This is a genomic window from Mesorhizobium newzealandense (genome assembly GCF_042682145.1).
Classification (GTDB): domain Bacteria; phylum Pseudomonadota; class Alphaproteobacteria; order Rhizobiales; family Rhizobiaceae; genus Mesorhizobium; species Mesorhizobium newzealandense.
In genome coordinates, this window is the sequence record NZ_JBHUGZ010000005.1 from 1 (window position 1) to 17,870 (window position 17,870).

Genomic DNA, 17,870 nt, shown 5'->3' on the forward strand with positions numbered 1-17,870 from the left:
GGCTTTTTGTTGACCGGCGATTCCGGGCTCCGGAAACCGCGCGCCGCTTCCTCAAAGTTTCGAGATTCGTGGTTAAGCAACAGGGTTAAACGCCTTTTAACCTTTGCAATTCATTATCCACGACTGAAAGCCAATTGCATTCGGACACGATGGCCGTTCCGAACTTCCTAGGGGTGACAAGCATGTTCAATACAGCAAGAAAGGCCCTGCTCGCCGCGCTGTTCGCGGGCCTGGCCTGGCCGGTGTTCGCAGCCGACCTTCAGGAGCCGGTGGTCGAAGAGGCTCCGCCGCCGGTTTACGAGCAACCGGCCGATGTCGGTGGCTGGTACATTCGCGGCGACCTTGACTATCACAAGTCGACCTTGCGCGGCATCGACTATATGACTTACACCATCGATCCCTGTAACTGTACGGTCACGCCCGGCAGCAAGAGTTTCGACTTCGGCAAGCTCAAGGGCGGTTTCTCGCTCGGTGGCGGCGTCGGCTACAAGATCAACGATCACTTCCGGACGGATCTGACCGCCGACTACTGGTTCAAGTCGAACTTCGACGGCGGCACCTCGGATCTCCTCACGACCTCGACCGAAGTGTCGAAGATGAGCGCTCTGTTGCTGCTCGCCAATGCCTATGTTGATATCGGCACCTGGCACGGCATCACGCCTTACGTCGGCGCAGGTATCGGTGGCGCGCGCGTCAAGTGGGATACTGTCTACGACCCGAACACCACCGAGACCAATCCCGGAGCATCCAACTGGCGTTTCGCCTACGCGCTGATGGCAGGTGCTTCCTACTGCTTGACGGACAAGGTGATCCTTGATGCGGGCTATCGCTACAGCCACATCCAGGGCGGCCGCATGTTCGAATGGGATGCGAGCAGCGCCGGCCCTGGCTTCGACGGCGGCATCAGCACCCACGAGGTGCGCGGTGGCCTGCGCTATCAGTTCGGCGGCAACAACGGTTGCTCCGTTCCGGTGGCCTACCAGCCCGAACCCGAGCCGGTCTACACCAAGTAACACTTGCTTTGCTTGGACGTTCGCGAACCGCCCGGCATCAGCCGGGCGGTTTTCGTTTGGGTCGCCTGGAATGAAAGTTCCCGCCGGAAATGAATTCGCTAACGCTCTGTTAGCCTTAACCGGCACTTAACCACTATGGTTAACAATGATGCCTGAAACGATGGCTGCCGTTGCAATTGCTGGCGGCGCCAAATTCGGGAGTCGGGTACCATGACACTCACATCGCGTATGATGCTGACGATTGCCGCACTCGGCCTCGCGCCGCTGACGCCCGCACTCGCTGCCGATTACGATCCACCGATCTATGTCGACCAGGCGCCAGACTATGTGCCGGTCGAGGTCGGCTCGGGCTGGTATTTGCGCGGCGATGTTTCTTATCTGGCGCAGAAGAGCTTCGAGAATGAGGATTTCGCCTTCACGCCGGCCAGCTTCAGCGACAAGGAAGATCCCATCTTTGCCAGCATTGGCTTCGGCTACCATTTCAACGACTATCTGCGCGCCGATCTCAATCTCGGCTATCTGCCCGGCAACAAGATCGGCGTCGGCTATGACGATACCGGGATCGTGTTACCGCCGACAACATCGACCGAGGCATCCGCATCGCTGAAGAACTACGCCTTCTCGGGCATCCTCAACGGCTATGTCGATCTTGGCACCTATGTCGGGATCACGCCCTATCTCGGCGCCGGTATCGGTGTCGTCCGCAGCACGCGCAAGCTTTCGGCGAGCTATTTCACCGACAACCTTGATCCCACCGACGATTTCGTCCTGAACGACGACAAGACCAAATACTCCTTGGCCTATACGCTGAATGCGGGCCTTGCCTATCAGGTGTCCAAGAATGTTTCCGTCGATCTGGGCTATCAGTATTTTTCCGCCCCCGACGCCGAATATGTGACGGCCGAAAGCCTGACTTCCTTTCCGGTCCACAAGGGGATCAGCAACCATCAGGTCAAGCTCGGGCTGCGCTACGATCTCTGGTAGCAGGCTCGGTACGGATGAAGACACTGACGGCGGATTTCTTCGGTCCGCCGTTTGCATTTGAAGTCACGACATCCTGATCGCAGATCGCCGGTACCCCGGCAGCGACAAAAACTTTCCTCTTGACGCCCGAAGCCTGAACGAATATCGCCGTCCGTGGGCCACCCCTCCCCAACGAGGGTTGACGCCGGATGCTTTTTTCTCTTTCTTTTTCAATTATTTACGGCCTTGTCGATTTCAGGCTGTGTCAGAATTGTGCCAAAAAGCACGTCGGTGACGGTGAGATCGGACATCGCGTGCGCATAGGTCTTGACCAGCGTCGCGACATCTTTCCAGCCGCCCAGCTGCGCGACGGTTTTGACGTCGACTTTATTGTGCAGCATCGTCGTGGCGAAGCCATGACGGCAGGAATGCGGCGACAACTTGCGGATGGCGGCGCGCTTGATCGCCGCGTCCCAGACCTGGCGCACGCTCTCGCGGCTCACATACTTGAACACCAGGTCTTCTAGTTTGCGATTCGACGGAATGTTGGACAGGGCGGCGAGCAGCGCCGGCGGCAGATGAGCGATACGCTCGGCGCCCACCTTGGTTTGCCGGATCCTCACAGTGCGCGCTGCAAGGTCGACATCGTCCCAGGTGAGCGCCACGGCCTCGCCGACGCGGGCGCCAGTGCCGAACATGAACAGGCAAAGCGCGCCGAGATGAGGCGACGCGCTGGCGGCAAAGGCGCGGCACCAGGCCAGGGTCGCCGGTTCCTTGATCCTCGTTTCGACCTTGAAGCGCTTGACCCGTAGGCGCGGGCACCATTCCTCATCCGCGCAGTGATTGATCACGGCTTGCGTCGGAACGATCACCTGCCGGTTGCGCGTTGCCGGCCCGGCCGTCGGATAGAGCTTGATCGCCGCCCGCTTCAGAGCCTTCTCGGTGATATCCCTAACCGGGGTTTCCTTCCAGTGATCCTCGACGCGATCGAGGAAGCGCGTCGGCCTGCCGGCTTGCCGGTACGCAATTGCGGCATCGGCGAAGGTCAGCGCCGCACCAGGTCCATCGAGATGACGCGTCCACTCGCGGCCTTCCCTTTCGGCGGTGATGCGCTGCGCTCTTGCTTTGTCCGCAGTTTCCGTAGTGCCGCGTATCCGCCGGCCGGCGACGGTGCCGCGATAGTGCCAGATTTCGCCGCGCTTGAAGAGTTTGAGGGGCATGGGCGTGTCGCTTCCATGATCTGACTGACGTCGGCCTCTGTGAGGATCATCTTCTTCCCAAATTGAGAACAAGCGCCCAAGGTTCGGGCGAGTTCGCGCAGCCATCGGGGCGAGACGCCCAGATGCTCGGCCAGATCTTCTGGCGTGACGTACACGGGCAGGAGCCCTGTGCCGGATTGCGTTGCTTCAGAGCGGCGCATTTGCTTTTAGCTCGCCTTCTGCTTGCCGGACGTAATCAACACCTTGCCGTGGTTGCGTCGCAACTCCGGCCTGTTGATGACCCCACTTTCGTTGACATCGAGCGCAACCGAAATGAACGGAAGTCTAGATCGCCTCGCAAGATTCGCCGCGGTCGCTTCCATATCTAGCACGCTGGCAGGGCCGTCGAATTTTGGGTCCACCCTATCCAAGGGGCTGCCCTCAGCTGCGACACGAAGTTTGTCGCCATCGTAAAAGCCGATTTCAACCTCGCCATTCGGCCACCAGATAGCCTGTCGGCTGTGGGCGACGTATTCGCGCACGCCCATGCCGAGCAGCAACTGATCGACCAACCATTCGATCTTTTGATCATATGATGCCTCTCGCCAATCTTCGCCGTTTTCGTGGCGCGCTCGCTCACTCCCTGTACGCGATCGGCCCAGTTCTGGGATGCTATCAAACACCGAAACCGGATCACTTTCCCAAACGTCCTTTCGCCACATGAGGGCGGTCTTCACCATCGAAAGCGCGATGCGCGGAGCATAGGCACTGCTGACCACAGGCCCTTTCCCCTGATCGGCAAACATCTTCATCACGTAAATTTCTGCTGCCGACAAAATTGTAAATCGGGCATGGGTGTCATGCTTGGGCAGATATCCATGCCGGCGCCAGTCGCGTTGCGAGTCGGTTGACACCCCCGTCATCCGCTCGATCTCGGCCGGGGTGTACTCAGTCATGTGAAAGGAAAGCGTCCAGACGTCGGTGTTCGGGATCATTCGCACGGCCTCGCTCGTGAACAATCCGTGATACATCTCACATTTTTGAAACCGTGACAAGCATCACGATTTAAACGGTTTCACACACGGTGGGGAAATTCCCCACCGTGCGCAAATTAGCCAACGAAAATCAGCATGTTACAGCAGCAGTTCCCCGTGAAACAAACCGGCCCGACCAAGGAGCCGGGCCGATTTGATCGAGTTGGAAACTGGCCTACGACACCTTCCGCTTAATGAAGGCCTCTAGGCGGTCTTCGGGAATGACGTCCTCGCCGCGTTGGTGGCGATAGGCGAACATGCGTTGACCGTCCTTCCTCTCAGAAAGCAGCCGGACAGGGTAGCTCGCGCCATATTCGGTCTCATAGACGCCGTCGCCTTCGTAGCGGCCATTCCGCATATGTGCGGAGATGATCACGCCACAACCGGTTTCGCTTTCATCGCCTAAAAAATCGAGATCGTGCCAATAGGCGATCCTCGGCTCGATCTCTTCTGCGGCCTTTTTGAGCTCGGCCAGATGGTGCGCGTAGCGCTCGCGAGCCGTCATCGGCGCGGCCCTGGAAGCGCTGACAGGCATGGCGGCGACAGGAATTGCTGCCAACACGCCAAAGGCGTTGCGTCGGGTGATGTTCATGGGTTTTTCTCACTGGTTTGGGTTGACGGCAAGGTTTCGCCGGCCGCCGGAACACGGGTGTTCGGCATGGTGGTTGCTCCAATCGTCGCATTATGCGATAACCGTTTTTGTGTAACGTTACGCGATTAAAGTCAACCGATTTTAGGTAAGGTTTCGTAAAAATGGAAATATCGCCGTCGCAGTGTCGGGCCGCTCGGGCGCTGCTGGACTGGTCGCAGGCACAACTATCAGCGGCAAGCAAGGTCGCCACGAAGACGCTTGCCGATTTCGAACGCAGCAAGCGAACGCCCTATGATCGGACGTTGGCAGACGTGCGCGCCGCGCTTGAAGCTGCCGGCGTGATTTTCGTCGAAGAGAATGGCGAGGGTCCAGGCGTTCGCCTGCGAAAGCAGCTCTAGCGTTTCTGGTTGGCGGCGCCAGATGTTTGTGCATTCTGGTATTCGTCGTGTTACAGATATACAACGGAACTGGAGTATAACCGTTGCCTATCCGTAACGACCATCATGCATACATACGCCAGGCCGGACATTGCACGCGATGCAAAACCGCCCTCGACGATCCCGCTTACATGGTGCGCGAACGCATCATCTGGAACGTGGTCGAGGATACTGCAATATGGCAGGTCGAGTGGGCGCCTGTTTGCGAACCGTGCGCCGGGCCGGCCGCGTGCGACAACTCCCGGCGCAAGTATGTGTGCGGCGGCTGCGGCATCCAGCTTCTGGGGCCAGCAGCCTGGCGCGGGCGCTTCTGTTCCGAACGATGCGAGCAACGCGTCAGGCGTGCGCAGCACCGGGCAATGTCGCTCCGATTGTGCGACAACTGCCGAGGACAGTTTCCCGGTCGTGCCGATGCGCGTTTTTGCTCACCTGCCTGCCGTCAAGCTGGCTACCGCTCGCGCAGAAGTGTTTCACGGGAAGAGCACTGAAACAGAGACGCGCCCTTGCCAGGCAAGGGTTGGGCATCAGGAATCCGCGAGAGCTGCCGCGCGGCTTGGCTCAAGCCCCGATCCACGCCTTGAAATCGGCAACAAGAGCGTCCTGTACGGTGGTCGACGGGACCGTAGAAAATGTGGCCCCTTCGAAGAAATTGATAGGAGCCTGCCCTGAGCCGCCCTTACCGCCGATGTTGAGCGCACCCGTGAGCGTTGAGTTGCCAGAGACCGTAGCGCCCGACCATGATCCACCGTTGAGGCGGCAGTAAAGGTTGCCGCTTTCGTGCCTCCACTCCGCGACATATGCCGTAGCAGTGGAAACTGCAAACCCGGACCCGAGAGCTGGTGCCCATTGCCCTTGGTTGTAGGAATTCAACTTGCCCGGCTGCAGGTAAAGTCCGAGGTTCGTATTGCCATCCCCGAAGACCAGGTTATTACTGCCCGCAGCGCTCCATAACAGGAACGAGGCGATATAATATCCGCTAGTTGCCGAGATAAAATTCGACATCACGGAACCAGAGAATTGCTGATTGATGGCGTCGCATTTCGCACTGGTCCGGCTATTAGGCCCAGCGGTCTGGACAGTCAAATTCGTCGGGGAGGCCGCAAGGTTCCGACTTCCCGCCCCGGTCTGGTCGTTGAGCTGGCTCGCCGTTGTAGTGCCATTGTAACGAGCATTGCCAGCAAACGAGGTCAGCAGATCGCGGGAGAGCGAGTAGGCGCCAGTTGGCGATAGGCCGTCGAGCGGCGGGGGTGGCCCAGCAGGTGCCGTGGCCCGACGCGCGCCGAACCCGATTAGTTGATTGACCATCAGCATCGGATCAGTCGTCCTTCAGCGTATCGATCACGTAGAGCACCACGACGCCGTGCAGCCTGGCGTCGATCGCCATGGTGTCGGAGCCGTTGGCCGGATCGCGGTGAATGCGGAACATGACCAGATCGCCCGCAGCCGGCGACCCCGAAACGGTGACAGCACCGCTTTCCGCTCCTTGATATGATGTGTTCGTGGTGCCGCCCGTGTCTGTGACGACGACCGCCGTGCCGAAGGCGACGTCAAGCGCGTCGCCGTCCGATACGGCCACCGCGTCGAGACCAAAAGCGACGCCGAAATTCGTTGTCGTCGCGGCATGCGACCAAACCGGGATGAAGGTGACAGTGCCTTCGTTCCAGCTCTTCGGCATCCGGATATCGAACTGCGCGAACTCTTGCGTCGTGGTGTCAAAATCCAGCGTCGCCAGCATGTTCTTGTTGGTGGCCATCTCGGCCGTGCCGGTTGCTGCCCCGTTCGTGGTTCGCGGCACCATGGCGCCGGCTGGCACCCAAACCGTCTGCTTGCCGATATCCGCCGCGATGGTGCGGTTGGCGGAGAGATCGCCGCCACCAGTCAAGCCGGTTCCGGCGGTGATTGTTCGGGCGCTTGGCACAGTGCCTGTCAGCACCAGTTGGGTATAGGCGATCGCCGTTGTGTTGAGCGTGCCGCCAGCATTCGAGGTGCAGAGCCAGAGCGTGTCGGCGTTGGTCGACCCTTCCTCGACCACGATGATCGAGCCGGGGTGTTCATCGTATGTGTCGAAGGCGGCAACGCGAGCAGGTGAGACGCCGACGACATAGATGCCGTTCTGGGCCGGGCTGGACTGATCCTTCACCAGCACCAGGTCGTCGGTCGCCAGTGTGACACCATCGAGGCTGTCACCATTGTTCAGCGCCGTCGAGATGGTAATGTTCGCGGCGGTCGCTGCACGGACCTTGCCGCCGTTGCCGAGGTTCACCACCAGGCCGTCGACATAGGTCTTGACGGCCTTCTGCGAGGCAACGCGGGTATCGGAATTCGCAGCCAGCGTGCCGTCCGTATCGAGCGCCAGACCGTCCTTTATCAGCTTGCCGGTCGTGCCGTTGTACTGAACGATATGGCCGTCAACGGCGCTGGCTGGTCCCACGACGTCACCGGCGCCACCGCCGCCAGCCAGCAGCGACCATGCCGAACCGTCGAAGAAATAGTAAGCGTTGACGTCCTGGGCGTAGGCAAGGGCACCCTCGATCGCCGGCAGGAACAGCCATGCCGAGTTGTAGTACTCTGCGACCTTGGTCGCTTTGCCCGTCCATGCGCCGGTCGGTGACGCCCCAAGGCAATACACGTCACCTTCGGCCGGCGAGCCCGGAGGCGCGGTGTCGCCGATCGAGACGGCCGGGAAACAGAAAGCGCCGGCCTCCAGCTTGGCGATCGCCTCGTTGACCGTCACCGACCGGTTGTTCTGCGTTTCCGCCAATTCGGTGATGCCGAGGCGATTGGAGGTCGTCATTCTGCAGGTTCCTTCTTGGGCAACTGTGAAAACCACTCCGGAGCCTGTCGCATCGAGGCCGCGATGTCTTCGTCGGAAAAGCCCATCCCAACGCAGCGCTGGCGGAGGTCGAAAAGCTGGACCAGAATCTTGCCCTGGACCATCGGAAGCGGCTTGGATGGCGGCTGTTTCATCGATACTGCGCTCCTATTGGCGGTTGCTGGCGCGGCGGTCATCAGTTCATCTTCCGTGCTCGAGGCGAGACTCCGGTGCGCCGGCGCTGCAGCTCGTCGGCGATCGAATGGCAGGTCCTGCGGAGGAAGTATTCGGCGGCGATCGCGCGCCGCATGACGACTGGAACGGCATCATCACCCTCGTCGATCTCGGCATTGATGACCCCAATGATGTCGTCATGGGCGCCGCGGATTCTGGCGCCCTCCTCGATGATGTCATCGAGCGATAGCAGCGGCAGTCGGACGGGAAGCGCCTCGAGGTCGGTGAGCTGCTTCGCGGTGAGCCCTGCGCGGGCCATGGCGTCGAGCTCCGGGGCGGAGTCTGGTTCAAGCTTCATTTCGTGCTCCTGTGTGGCGAGGCGGCGCGCAGCGCGCCGCCCTCAGGTCGTCTCTCAGGATCAGGTCGAGCACTTCAGGAGCTTCACGGCCTCGAAGTTCGAGACGTCGCCACCGGTGCGCCGATAGGCGTAGAAGATCACATTCGGCTTGTCGGTGTAGGGATCCCGGAGCATCTTGATCGCCTGCCAATCCAGGATGGTGTACGCCTTTTTGAAATCGCCGAACGCGATCGGGAAGAGATTGGCACCAGGTGCCGGCATGTTTTCATCAAACTCCACCGGCCGGCCGAGGAGTGACGGCGGCGCACCGGCTGTCATGCCGGCACGCCAGATATAATCGCCGGTCGAGTCCTTCAGCTTGTCGAGACCATTGGCGGTGGCGCTGGACATCAGCCACGTCGCATTGGCGCGGTATGGCGCCCGGAGTGCCCAGTACAAATCCTTCACGCCGTTGGCCTGGCCGGAGGCGTCGGCAACGGTCGCAGCGGAGCCTGACGCCACGTACTGCAGCGTTCCCCAAGCCCTTGTCGCGTCGGCCGTTATCACCGCGGTCCCGGAGTAATCCATGAAGCCGCGGGCCTTCTTGACGCCATCGCCGAGGACATAGGCCAGTCCCTCGGTTCGGCCGAACTTGTCGGAGATCTTGCCTTCGATCCAGGAGCCGATGTTCACGAAGGAGAGGTCCAGCAGCTTCTGGGTGACCTTCTGATTGGCGTAGATTTCGTGCAGCGGGATCGCAAGCAAACCGAGGGTCGAAGCCGTCGTTTCTGGGCGGGCTTCGCGCTCGCCGGCCCATGTCGCACCGATGTCGGAATAATCGAGCGGCTCCTCCCAAACGTCCCCGTTGTCCATCGGGATGACACGGGCGAGGCGCCGGATCGGCGACTGGTCGAATATTTTCTGATTGATCGTCGTCGACATGTTGGTGCCGGTGATGTAGCCGCCGGCGGGCCCCTCGTCGGTGGACAGCGCCTTGATCTCGACCTCGGAACCCGTCTTGATGAAGGCGCCGAAGGCCTTGTGTTCCGCCTCGATCTCCGGAGCGGAGTGACCGCTGGCGCGCGACTTCGTGCCGTTCGGCGCCCGCGCGAGAGCGGTCTTGATTTCCTCGAGCGCGTTCTCCAGCTTGCGCTGGCCCGCGGCTAGTGTTTTGACCTCACCATGATAGCCGGTGAACGCCGTCTTCAGCTCATCCAAGTCCATTTCAACGTCCTTTCAGGTCTGTTTTGGCCGCCTGGATCGATGCGATCAGGTCGGCAATTTGGTCGGTGTCGATCGGTAGAGAAGTCCAGCCGCTCGCGGCGATCATGCCGGCCGCAGCCTTCGAAAAGCCGGCATCGCGAAGGAAGTCCTGGAATTCACGGATCGTCTTGATACCGTCGGCGGGCGCGTCGTCGCCCCATAGGCGCTTCACGTCGTAGACGCGGGACAACACGTTCGACGGATCGTCGACGAGCGAGACCTCCCGCAGGTTGGCCGCCTTAATCCAGCGAGCCGGCTCGCCTGGTTTGCCGGATCCTTTGCGGGATCCACCAGGCGGCACCTTGTATCCGATCGAGAGGCCAGGAAGGCCGCCTTCCTGCAGCTGGGCGTAGTTCCATTTGCCTTGCTCGGTGTCGAGGCCGATGAGACGGCCCTTCACATGAAGGCCGTTCGGATCCTCCGACATCGCATCCCAGACGCCGATCGGCTCGTGACGGTTCCCCGTCATGGCGCCGTGCATCTTGTACATCGGCGGCAGCGGGCGACCCTCACGCTGGCGATCGAGCAGCGATTTGGCGAAGGCGCCAGGCTCGATGACGTCGCCATGGCTGTCGGTGTTCCCGAAAACGGACCCGTAGCCTTCGAATGTTCCTCGCGCTCCGCCACTGGCGAATTTCACCTCGAACGGCGCGCCGATGCAGCCGAAAGACGGCTGTGTAGCTGGGTCATGAAGGGTATCGCGCGTCATAGGCGCACCTCGAGCGTAGTTGCGAAAGGGGTTGAATTCACCACTTCGCCCGGCATCCCGCCGGCGCTTTGAGGCGCGGTCTCAGCATCCCGCCGATGACACGCAGCGAGGAACCTACGCATCGCCCGGCTTCCCGTCAACATCGGGTGTGGATAACTCAGTCGGCCGCCCGTCGCGGCCGATGCCGAACCGCTCCAGGTCGCCCGCAGCGGCCCTCGCCCTCAGGTCCTCGAGCTCCGCCTTGGCAGTGGCGTTGTAAGCGTTGGAGTACCGGCGCCGGGCCTCCCGTCGGCAGACTTCGCTGCATCTCGTCGACGGCTGCCGCCGTCCAGTCTGCACCGCCTCGAAGTCTTTGCCGCAGACCGCGCACGTGACCGAAACCAGTCGCCGAGGGGCAGTGGTTTTTAAATGGTCGTTTGCACCGGGTTGCGTAAGATGCATCTGCCGTTTTATCAATCTTTTCAAAGCCTTATCGTTTGCCATGTCTGGCTCCTTATCCGCACTCCCCCGAAATTCCGGGGCAAAAAGAAAAAACCTGTGACTGAGCCCGAAGCGGTTGGAGCCCCCATCCGACCCAGAGATTTGACCCCCCCTCCCCATGTTGGCCGGGAGGACCCGCCGAATTGCCCCTGTTCATGGCGTCGCCTCCTTGCCGATCGACGCCAGTCGTTCATTCGCCATCCTCTCGCGCAGCCATTTGAGCCCCCAACCTCGGCGCTGGAACTCTTGGCCGACGGCGGTGTTGAACCAAAGGTTCTGCGGATCCGCCGCAGCCAACCATGCCTCGATGTCGGTCCCCCTGATCTGATCGCATAACCTTCGCTTCGCCTGTTCGCTGCCGGCGTCAGCTCGACTCGGTTGCTGTGGTCTCCCACCGGGGATTGCATAGCGCTGTTCCTCTGGCGGTTTCGCTCCACTGTTCCCAAGCCTCTTGCGACGGTCGATGCCGGCCGAGAGTTTCTGCTCGCGCGCGCCAAGAGTTCCTTCAAAGAGTTCCTTCAAAGAGTTTGTGTCCCCCTTTTGGGGACCATTAACGTCCCCCTTTTGGGGACCATTAACGTCCCCCTTTTGGGGACCATTAACGTCCCCCTTTTGGGGACCATTAGCACCCGCGCAAACGTCCCCTTTTGAGGGACCTTGCGTCGGGCTCAACATCCGAGTTTCCCAATCCGCGACTATCGCTGCGAACCGGTCCCACTTCGGAGTGTATGAAGCTCTGTGCGACTTGCCGCCGTGGCTTTCCTTGTCGAATAGGCGAACAGCGCCATTGCAGAGGGAAGCTGTGGCCTTCAGGACCTTGCTGCGGGCGATGCCAAGCATTGTTCCAAGACGGCTTATGCTAGGATCACATTGCCCGGTCTTGATGTTGAAGTGGGCAAGCAAAGCGCCAGCGACCCTGGCTTCATTGCGGGATAGATCATGCGCCACAGCCAGCGCCTTGAACGCGATGTAGAGGTCTGGCGGGCTTTTCTTCGGTGAGGTCACGGTGCTACGCGGGCCTCGCGCAGCGCGGCGATCGCCTGCAGCGGCGTCAGTCCAAAGCGGTGCCGAAGAGCCGGAATGATCGGATGCTCGCATGTCGACGCGTTGGCGCGGTACCAAGCTGCAGCGAACTCAATGGCCGCGCTCGACTGGTGACAGAGGCCAGTCGTTCCGCCTATCGCGATGCCACAAGCATGAACAAACGCCGAACTGCCTGTGTCAGATTTGTGCCACTTCTGGGCGTCGGTTCCGACTTCGTTCTGCGAGATAGAGCACGAACCTGCATCGCAAGATGAGGCAGGGCTTGCGCTTTTCCCGGCCTTCCGGTAATGCCGTCCGTGGGCCACCCCTCCCCAACGAGGGGCCACTATCTGGAAGGATAGACCACGATGACGACGCATACGAAGCCCGGACTCCGTCCGGCAAACCCCAATTTTTCCTCAGGTCCCTGCGCAAAACGCCCCGGCTGGTCGGTCGAGGCGCTGAAAGCCGCTGCGCTCGGCCGTTCCCACCGCGCCAAGATCGGCAAGACCAAGCTCGAACAGGCGATCGAGCTGACGCGGGAAATCCTCCAGGTTCCGGCCGACTACCGCATCGGCATCGTGCCGGCGTCGGACACCGGCGCGGTCGAGATGGCGCTGTGGTCGCTGCTCGGTGAGCGCGGCGTCGACATGGTCGCCTGGGAGAGCTTCGGCTCCGGCTGGATCACCGATGTGGTCAAGCAGTTGAAGCTGGCCGACGTACGCAAGATCGAAGCCGGCTATGGCCAACTGCCGGATCTGGCGAAGATCGACTTCGATCGCGATGTGGTCTTCACCTGGAACGGCACCACCTCTGGCGTGCGCGTGCCGAATGGCGATTTCATTCCTGCGGATCGCAAGGGCTTGACCATCTGCGACGCGACTTCGGCCGCCTTCGCGCAGAGGCTCGATTTCCAGAAGCTGGATGTCGTCACCTTCTCCTGGCAGAAGGTGCTGGGCGGTGAGGGCGCGCACGGCATACTCATCCTGTCACCCCGCGCCGTCGCGCGGCTCGAGACCTACAAGCCGGCCTGGCCGCTGCCGAAAATCTTCCGCCTGACCTCGGGCGGCAAATTGATCGAAGGCATCTTCAAGGGTGAGACCATCAACACGCCGTCGATGCTGTGCGTCGAGGATTATCTCGACGCGCTGCACTGGGCGAAGTTGATCGGCGGCCTCGAGGCGCTGGTCGCCAGAGCGGATGCCAATGCCGCCGTCCTCGACGGCTTTGTCGGCAAGTCTTCATGGCTCGGTCATCTCGCCGTCGAGCCGGCGACGCGGTCGAACACCTCGGTCTGCCTGTCCTTCACCGATCCGGACGTGTCCGCGCTCGACGCCGACGGACAGGCGGCTTTCGCCAAGGGGCTGGTGTCAGTGCTCGACAAGGAAGGTGTCGCCTACGACATCGGCGCCTATCGCGACGCACCGCCCGGCCTGCGCATCTGGTGCGGCGCGACGGTCGAGACGTCCGACCTCGCAGCGCTGCTGCCCTGGCTCGACTGGGCCTTTGCCGCGCAGAAGGCGTCGCTCAAGGCTGCGGCCTGAGTCCTCCCTGAAGGGAGGATGGCCGGAGGACGGGGTGGGGTCGTCTCCACCCAGCTCTCACCATCCAAACAAGATTTGGCCACGTCGGCCGCAACAACCCAATCCCGGCGCTTCGCGCCGACCCTTCCCAAGCGGGAGGGACGCCAATCGCAAAGGATCAAATCCATGCCCCGCGTTCTCGTTTCAGACAAGCTTTCTCCCACCGCCGTGCAGATCTTCAAGGATCGCGGCGTCGAGGTCGACTATCTGCCCGATCTCGGCAAGGACAAGGAAAAGCTCGCCGAAGTGATCGGCCAGTATGATGGCCTCGCCATCCGTTCGGCGACCAAGGTCACCGAAAAGCTGATCAACGCCGCCACCAACCTCAAGGTCATCGGCCGCGCCGGCATCGGGGTCGACAATGTCGACATCCCGGCGGCGAGCCGCAAGGGCATCATCGTGATGAACACGCCCTTCGGCAACTCGATCACCACCGCCGAACATGCGGTCGCCATGATCTTCGCGCTTGCCCGCCAGATCCCGGAAGCCAACGCCTCGACCCATGCCGGCAAATGGGAAAAGAACCGCTTCATGGGCGTCGAGATCACCGGCAAGACGCTTGGCGTCATCGGCTGCGGCAACATCGGCTCGATCGTCGCCACGCGCGGCGTCGGCCTGAAGATGCATGTCATCGCCTTCGACCCGTTCCTGTCGGACAAACGTGCCGAGGAACTCGGTGTCGACAAGGTCGAGCTGGATGAACTTTTCGCCCGCGCCGACTTCATCACGCTGCACACGCCGCTGACCGACAAGACGCGCAACATCATCGACGCCGCGGCGATCGCCAAGATGAAGAACGGCGTGCGCATCATCAATTGCGCGCGTGGCGGGCTGGTCGTCGAGGCCGACCTGATCGCGGCGCTGAAGAGCGGCAAGGTGGCTGGCGCCGGCGTCGACGTGTTCGAGGTCGAACCGGCCGAGCAGAACGCGTTGTTCGGCATGGAGAACGTGGTGGCGACGCCGCATCTCGGCGCCTCGACGGCGGAAGCGCAAGAGAATGTCGCGCTGCAGGTCGCCGAGCAGATGGCCGATTACCTGATCAAAGGTGCCGTCTCTAACGCCATAAACATGCCGTCGATCACCGCCGAGGAAGCGCCGCGCCTGAAGCCCTTCGTCAAGCTCGCCGAAGTGCTCGGCGCCTTTGTCGGCCAGGTCACCGAGGATCCGATCAAGGAGGTCGAGATCCTGTTCGACGGCTCGACCGCGACGATGAACACCCGCGCGCTGATCAGCGCCACACTTGCCGGGCTGATCCGCCCGCAGGTCTCCGACGTCAACATGGTGTCGGCGCCGATCATGGTGAAGGAGCGCGGCATTATCGTCGCCGAGGTCAAGCGCGACAAGTCGGGCGTGTTCGACGGCTACATCAAGCTGACGGTCACGACCGAGCACAGGACGCGTTCGATCGCCGGCACCTGCTTTTCCGATGGCAAGCCGCGCTTCATCCAGATCAAGGGCATCAACCTCGACGCCGAGGTCGGCCAGCACATGCTCTACACCACCAATGCCGACGCGCCGGGCATCATCGGCCTGCTCGGCACGGTTTGTGGCGAGAACGGCGTCAACATCGCCAACTTCCAGCTTGGCCGCAACCGTCCGGGCGGCGATGCGATCGCGCTGCTCTATCTCGATGCACCGTTCCCGGAGAACGTGCTGGAACAGGTCAAGGCGCACAAGTCGATCGCTTCGGCCAAGCGGCTGCAGTTCGACATCAACGCGATGTGATCCCGACCTGTTGCGAAAGATCGAAAGGCGCGGCCTGGCCCGCGCCTTTCGTTCGTTCAGCGTGTCCTGGCTGACGGCAGTTTCGCTGCCTTGCGCCCGCTGTATTCGGCAAGCCCGATGCCGCTCAGCACAAGCACCAAAGCCAGTGCCTGGTAGAGCTGGAACGTCTCGCCGACGATCAGCACGGACAGCAGCGTGCCGAAGATCGGCACCAGGTTGATGAACAGGCCGGCGCGGTTGGCACCGATCAGTTCGTTGCCCCTGATGTAGAAGATCTGCGAGATGACCGAGGCGCCAATCGCGGTATAGACGATGACCGCCCAGCCGCGCGCGTCGGGCACGATGACCTTGCCGGCGGCGACCTCCCACAGGCAGAAGGGCAGCGAGGTGACGAGTGCGGCAACCGACAGGGCCAGCATCAGGCTCTGCCAGTGCATCACCGGCTTCAGCCGCAGTCCGACCGAATAGCCACTGTAGAGAAACACCGCGACCAGCATGATGGCGTCGCCGAAATTGAGCTCCAGTGTCAACAGCCGGCGCGGGTCGCCGTGGCAGGCGGTCAGGACCACGCCGCCGATGGTCAGCACGACGCCGACAATCTGCGCCCAGTTCACGCGCAGGCGGAAGAAGACGAAATTGGCGACGATGATCAGGATCGGCATCGCCGCCTGTTCGATCGAGACGTTGATCGCCGTCGTGTAGTTGAGCGCTGTGTAGAAGATCGTGTTGAACAAGGTGAAGCCGCTGGCGCCAAGGGCCGCCAGCACGACCCAGTGCTTGCGCACCACCGGCCAGTCCTTGCGTATCGTCTGCAAGCCGATCGGCAGCATGATCGCCACGGCCAGCACCCAGCGCAGGAAGACGAGCGTCATCGGCGAGACGTGGTCGACCGCCAGCTTGCCGGCCACCGAATTGCCGCCCCACAGCAAGGTGGTGAGCAGCAGGAATATGTAGGCGCTTCGATGCATCGCGGGATTCCGGCCGCCAGAGGTGAGCTGCGGTGTTTGCCGGCCTATTGCCCCCGTCCGCCCAAGTAAATGATGTCAAAGCCGAAAATTGTTGTGCCTCAGCGCATTTTTGGCGGCAAAGAAAGGTCGCGCTGACGAGGTCTTGACGTTATAGAGGCCTGTCGTTTCGAACCATATTCAAGCCGCTCGGCGGCGTCTCAAGGGAAAAGAAACATGGCCAATGTGGTGGTCGTCGGCTCGCAATGGGGCGACGAAGGCAAGGGCAAGATCGTCGACTGGCTGTCGGAGCGCGCCGATGTGGTGGTGCGGTTCCAGGGTGGCCACAATGCCGGCCATACGCTGGTCGTCGACGGCAAGGTCTACAAGCTGTCCTTGCTTCCGTCGGGTGTCGTGCGGCAGGGCAAGCTGTCCATCATCGGCAATGGCGTCGTTTTCGACCCGCATGCTTTCGTCGCCGAGGTGGCAAAGCTCAAGGCGCAGGGTGTCGACGTGACGCCGGATCGCCTGAAAATAGCCGAAAACACAGCGCTTATCCTGTCCCTGCACCGGGAGTTGGACGGATTCCGCGAGGACGCCGCCTCCAACTCCGGAACGAAGATTGGCACGACCCGTCGTGGCATCGGCCCCGCCTATGAAGACAAGGTGGGCCGGCGCGCGGTCAGGGTGATGGATTTGGCGGATTTGGAAACGCTGCCCTTGAAGGTCGACAGGCTGCTGACGCACCACAATGCGCTGCGTCGAGGGCTTGGCCATGCCGAAGTCACGCATGACGCCATCATGCATGAATTGACCTCGGTCGCGGCCGAGATCCTGCCCTATATGGACCGGGTCTGGAAGATACTCGACGACAAGCGCCGGGCCGGCGAGCGCATCCTTTTCGAGGGCGCACAAGGCACGCTGCTCGATATCGACCATGGCACCTATCCGTTCGTCACCTCGTCGAACACGGTTGCCGGCCAGGCCGCCGCCGGCTCCGGCGTCGGCCCGGGCGCCATCGGCTATGTGCTCGGCATCACCAAGGCCTACACGACGCGCGTCGGCGAAGGCCCGTTCCCGACCGAGCAGAAGAACGAGATCGGCGAGTTCCTCGGCACGCGCGGCCATGAGTTCGGCGTCGTCACCGGCCGCAAGCGCCGCTGCGGCTGGTTCGACGCGGTGCTGGTGCGTCAGGCCGTCGCCGTCAACGGCATCAAGGGCATCGCGCTGACCAAGCTCGACGTCCTCGACGGGCTGGACGAGATCAAGGTCTGCACCGGCTACCGTCTCGACGGCGAGATGATCGACTACCTGCCGGCCAGCCAGGGCGCGCAGGCGCGCGTCGAACCGGTCTACGAGACGCTGGAGGGCTGGAAAGGCACCACCGCCGGCGCGCGCAGCTGGAACGATCTCCCGGCCCAGGCCGTCAAATATGTCCGTTACATCGAGGAGCTGATCGGCGCCCCTGTCGCGCTCCTATCCACCAGTCCGGAACGGGACGACACGATACTTGTGACCGATCCGTTTCAAGACTAGTTTCTCAGCCTTTCCGGGGCATCGCGGCTGATTTGCGGGGGCCGGC

Annotated in this window: 18 protein-coding genes; 6 read left to right on the plus strand and 12 right to left on the minus strand. The window is 61.7% G+C overall.

Annotated features, from left to right (window positions below; all coding sequences use genetic code 11):
* Positions 1 to 182: 182 nt before the first annotated feature.
* Together ACFSOZ_RS07155 and ACFSOZ_RS07160 are read left to right on the plus strand one after the other, a co-directional pair.
* The gene (locus ACFSOZ_RS07155) at positions 183 to 1,013 is read left to right on the plus strand and encodes an outer membrane protein (RefSeq protein WP_379095263.1); all 831 of its coding nucleotides are present in this window, start codon (positions 183 to 185) and stop codon (positions 1,011 to 1,013) included.
* Positions 1,014 to 1,223: 210 nt separating this feature from the next.
* Positions 1,224 to 1,997 carry an outer membrane protein gene (locus ACFSOZ_RS07160; protein ID WP_379095266.1) on the plus strand — a complete coding sequence of 258 codons (774 nt, stop codon included), beginning with the start codon at positions 1,224 to 1,226 and terminating at the stop codon, positions 1,995 to 1,997.
* Positions 1,998 to 2,206: 209 nt separating this feature from the next.
* Here ACFSOZ_RS07160 and ACFSOZ_RS07165 read toward each other — a convergent pair whose 3' ends face one another.
* The 3 genes from ACFSOZ_RS07165 to ACFSOZ_RS07175 all read right to left on the minus strand — a co-directional run bounded on the left by ACFSOZ_RS07165 (position 2,207) and on the right by ACFSOZ_RS07175 (position 4,801).
* Positions 2,207 to 3,196 (minus strand): tyrosine-type recombinase/integrase, encoded by a 990-nt coding sequence (locus ACFSOZ_RS07165; RefSeq protein WP_379095269.1) that lies wholly within the window; start codon positions 3,194 to 3,196, stop codon positions 2,207 to 2,209.
* A 206-nt stretch (positions 3,197 to 3,402) separates the two neighbouring features.
* Entirely contained in the window at positions 3,403 to 4,170 is a 768-nt protein-coding gene (locus ACFSOZ_RS07170; protein ID WP_379095271.1) for a hypothetical protein, read from the minus strand.
* Between the two features lie 214 nt (positions 4,171 to 4,384).
* Complete coding sequence (locus tag ACFSOZ_RS07175) at positions 4,385 to 4,801, minus strand: hypothetical protein (protein WP_379095275.1); 417 nt, start codon at positions 4,799 to 4,801, stop codon at positions 4,385 to 4,387.
* Positions 4,802 to 4,962: 161 nt separating this feature from the next.
* Between ACFSOZ_RS07175 and ACFSOZ_RS07180 the strand changes: the two genes are divergently transcribed.
* A complete protein-coding gene (locus ACFSOZ_RS07180) occupies positions 4,963 to 5,199 on the plus strand; it encodes a helix-turn-helix domain-containing protein (RefSeq protein ID WP_379095278.1) in 237 nt (78 codons plus the stop codon).
* Positions 5,200 to 5,796: 597 nt separating this feature from the next.
* Here the strand turns inward: ACFSOZ_RS07180 and ACFSOZ_RS07185 are convergent.
* The 8 genes from ACFSOZ_RS07185 to ACFSOZ_RS07220 all read right to left on the minus strand — a co-directional run bounded on the left by ACFSOZ_RS07185 (position 5,797) and on the right by ACFSOZ_RS07220 (position 11,535).
* Positions 5,797 to 6,549 (minus strand): hypothetical protein, encoded by a 753-nt coding sequence (locus ACFSOZ_RS07185; protein ID WP_379095281.1) that lies wholly within the window; start codon positions 6,547 to 6,549, stop codon positions 5,797 to 5,799.
* A gap of 4 nt (positions 6,550 to 6,553) precedes the next feature.
* On the minus strand, positions 6,554 to 8,032 hold the full coding sequence (locus ACFSOZ_RS07190; protein WP_379095284.1) for a DUF2793 domain-containing protein: 1,479 nt from the start codon (positions 8,030 to 8,032) through the stop codon (positions 6,554 to 6,556).
* A complete protein-coding gene (locus ACFSOZ_RS07195; RefSeq protein ID WP_379095286.1) occupies positions 8,029 to 8,247 on the minus strand; it encodes a hypothetical protein in 219 nt (72 codons plus the stop codon). The genes ACFSOZ_RS07190 and ACFSOZ_RS07195 overlap by 4 nt, the downstream gene beginning before the upstream one ends.
* Positions 8,247 to 8,582: a hypothetical protein gene (locus ACFSOZ_RS07200; RefSeq protein WP_379095289.1), complete on the minus strand. Its 336-nt coding sequence runs from the start codon at positions 8,580 to 8,582 to the stop codon at positions 8,247 to 8,249. The genes ACFSOZ_RS07195 and ACFSOZ_RS07200 overlap by 1 nt, the downstream gene beginning before the upstream one ends.
* Positions 8,583 to 8,642: 60 nt before the next feature.
* Positions 8,643 to 9,785 (minus strand): phage major capsid protein, encoded by a 1,143-nt coding sequence (locus tag ACFSOZ_RS07205; RefSeq protein WP_379095291.1) that lies wholly within the window; start codon positions 9,783 to 9,785, stop codon positions 8,643 to 8,645.
* A gap of 1 nt (position 9,786) precedes the next feature.
* Positions 9,787 to 10,533: an HK97 family phage prohead protease gene (locus tag ACFSOZ_RS07210; protein WP_379095294.1), complete on the minus strand. Its 747-nt coding sequence runs from the start codon at positions 10,531 to 10,533 to the stop codon at positions 9,787 to 9,789.
* Between the two features lie 114 nt (positions 10,534 to 10,647).
* Positions 10,648 to 11,016, minus strand: a complete 369-nt coding sequence (locus ACFSOZ_RS07215; protein ID WP_379095297.1) for an FmdB family zinc ribbon protein — start codon at positions 11,014 to 11,016, stop codon at positions 10,648 to 10,650.
* A gap of 150 nt (positions 11,017 to 11,166) precedes the next feature.
* Positions 11,167 to 11,535, minus strand: a complete 369-nt coding sequence (locus ACFSOZ_RS07220) for a hypothetical protein (protein ID WP_379095299.1) — start codon at positions 11,533 to 11,535, stop codon at positions 11,167 to 11,169.
* Positions 11,536 to 12,404: 869 nt separating this feature from the next.
* On the opposite strand from ACFSOZ_RS07220, the gene ACFSOZ_RS07225 reads away from it, so the two are divergent.
* Together ACFSOZ_RS07225 and serA are read left to right on the plus strand one after the other, a co-directional pair.
* Positions 12,405 to 13,580 (plus strand): phosphoserine transaminase, encoded by a 1,176-nt coding sequence (locus ACFSOZ_RS07225; protein WP_379095302.1) that lies wholly within the window; start codon positions 12,405 to 12,407, stop codon positions 13,578 to 13,580.
* A 165-nt stretch (positions 13,581 to 13,745) separates the two neighbouring features.
* Positions 13,746 to 15,344, plus strand: a complete 1,599-nt coding sequence (gene serA / locus ACFSOZ_RS07230; RefSeq protein WP_379095305.1) for a phosphoglycerate dehydrogenase — start codon at positions 13,746 to 13,748, stop codon at positions 15,342 to 15,344.
* Positions 15,345 to 15,400: 56 nt separating this feature from the next.
* Here the strand turns inward: serA and ACFSOZ_RS07235 are convergent, their stop codons facing one another.
* Positions 15,401 to 16,312 (minus strand): DMT family transporter, encoded by a 912-nt coding sequence (locus ACFSOZ_RS07235; RefSeq protein WP_379095308.1) that lies wholly within the window; start codon positions 16,310 to 16,312, stop codon positions 15,401 to 15,403.
* Between the two features lie 213 nt (positions 16,313 to 16,525).
* Here ACFSOZ_RS07235 and ACFSOZ_RS07240 point away from each other — a divergent pair, with 213 nt between their 5' ends.
* Positions 16,526 to 17,824 (plus strand): adenylosuccinate synthase, encoded by a 1,299-nt coding sequence (locus ACFSOZ_RS07240; RefSeq protein ID WP_379095311.1) that lies wholly within the window; start codon positions 16,526 to 16,528, stop codon positions 17,822 to 17,824.
* Positions 17,825 to 17,870 lie beyond the last annotated feature (46 nt).